We start from the raw sequence: 469 nt of genomic DNA on the forward strand, positions 1-469 counted from the left end.
TGCCGACTTACTGCCTTCGGGACTACTTCCGAATCCTCGCGTGGAAGCGTGGAAGCACTCCCGGGCTAACACCAGAAGACTTCATCTCCTGGGCAGCCGGCAGAGCTGCAGGCACGGGCTTTACGAACGTCGATATGCCGGTGCAGCGATTTATTCGTTACGGCGATGAATTTGCAGTCGACGTGGCCGATCGTTCGTTTGAACTGCTCGACGCGGTGGCATCAGGATGGAGCGTCGATGAACATCTGCTGCCGCGGAGGTACTGGGCGGTAGCACAGAAGTTCCACGATGAGCGTGGGATCGACAGGCCCGCCGAGTCTCTGACCTCACATGCGCCTAGATCGAGCATTCGACCCCGGCTGGTTCTCGATCCTTATGGCCAAGGACTACTACTGCGTTTGCCACCCGTTGGGGAAGCGCCGGATGGCAGGGCAGTGTGGTTGGTAACCCTTGATGAAGAGTCCCAAAG

Annotated in this window: 1 protein-coding gene; it reads left to right on the plus strand. The window is 58.6% G+C overall.

Annotated elements, in window-relative coordinates; translation table 11 throughout:
* Positions 1–134 precede the first annotated feature (134 nt).
* A partial coding sequence (locus tag CS062_RS27150) for a hypothetical protein (protein WP_233218250.1) occupies positions 135–469 on the plus strand: 335 nt, incomplete at its 3' end.

This window comes from Roseateles chitinivorans (assembly GCF_002761755.1).
GTDB classification, from domain to species: domain Bacteria; phylum Pseudomonadota; class Gammaproteobacteria; order Burkholderiales; family Burkholderiaceae_C; genus Roseateles; species Roseateles chitinivorans.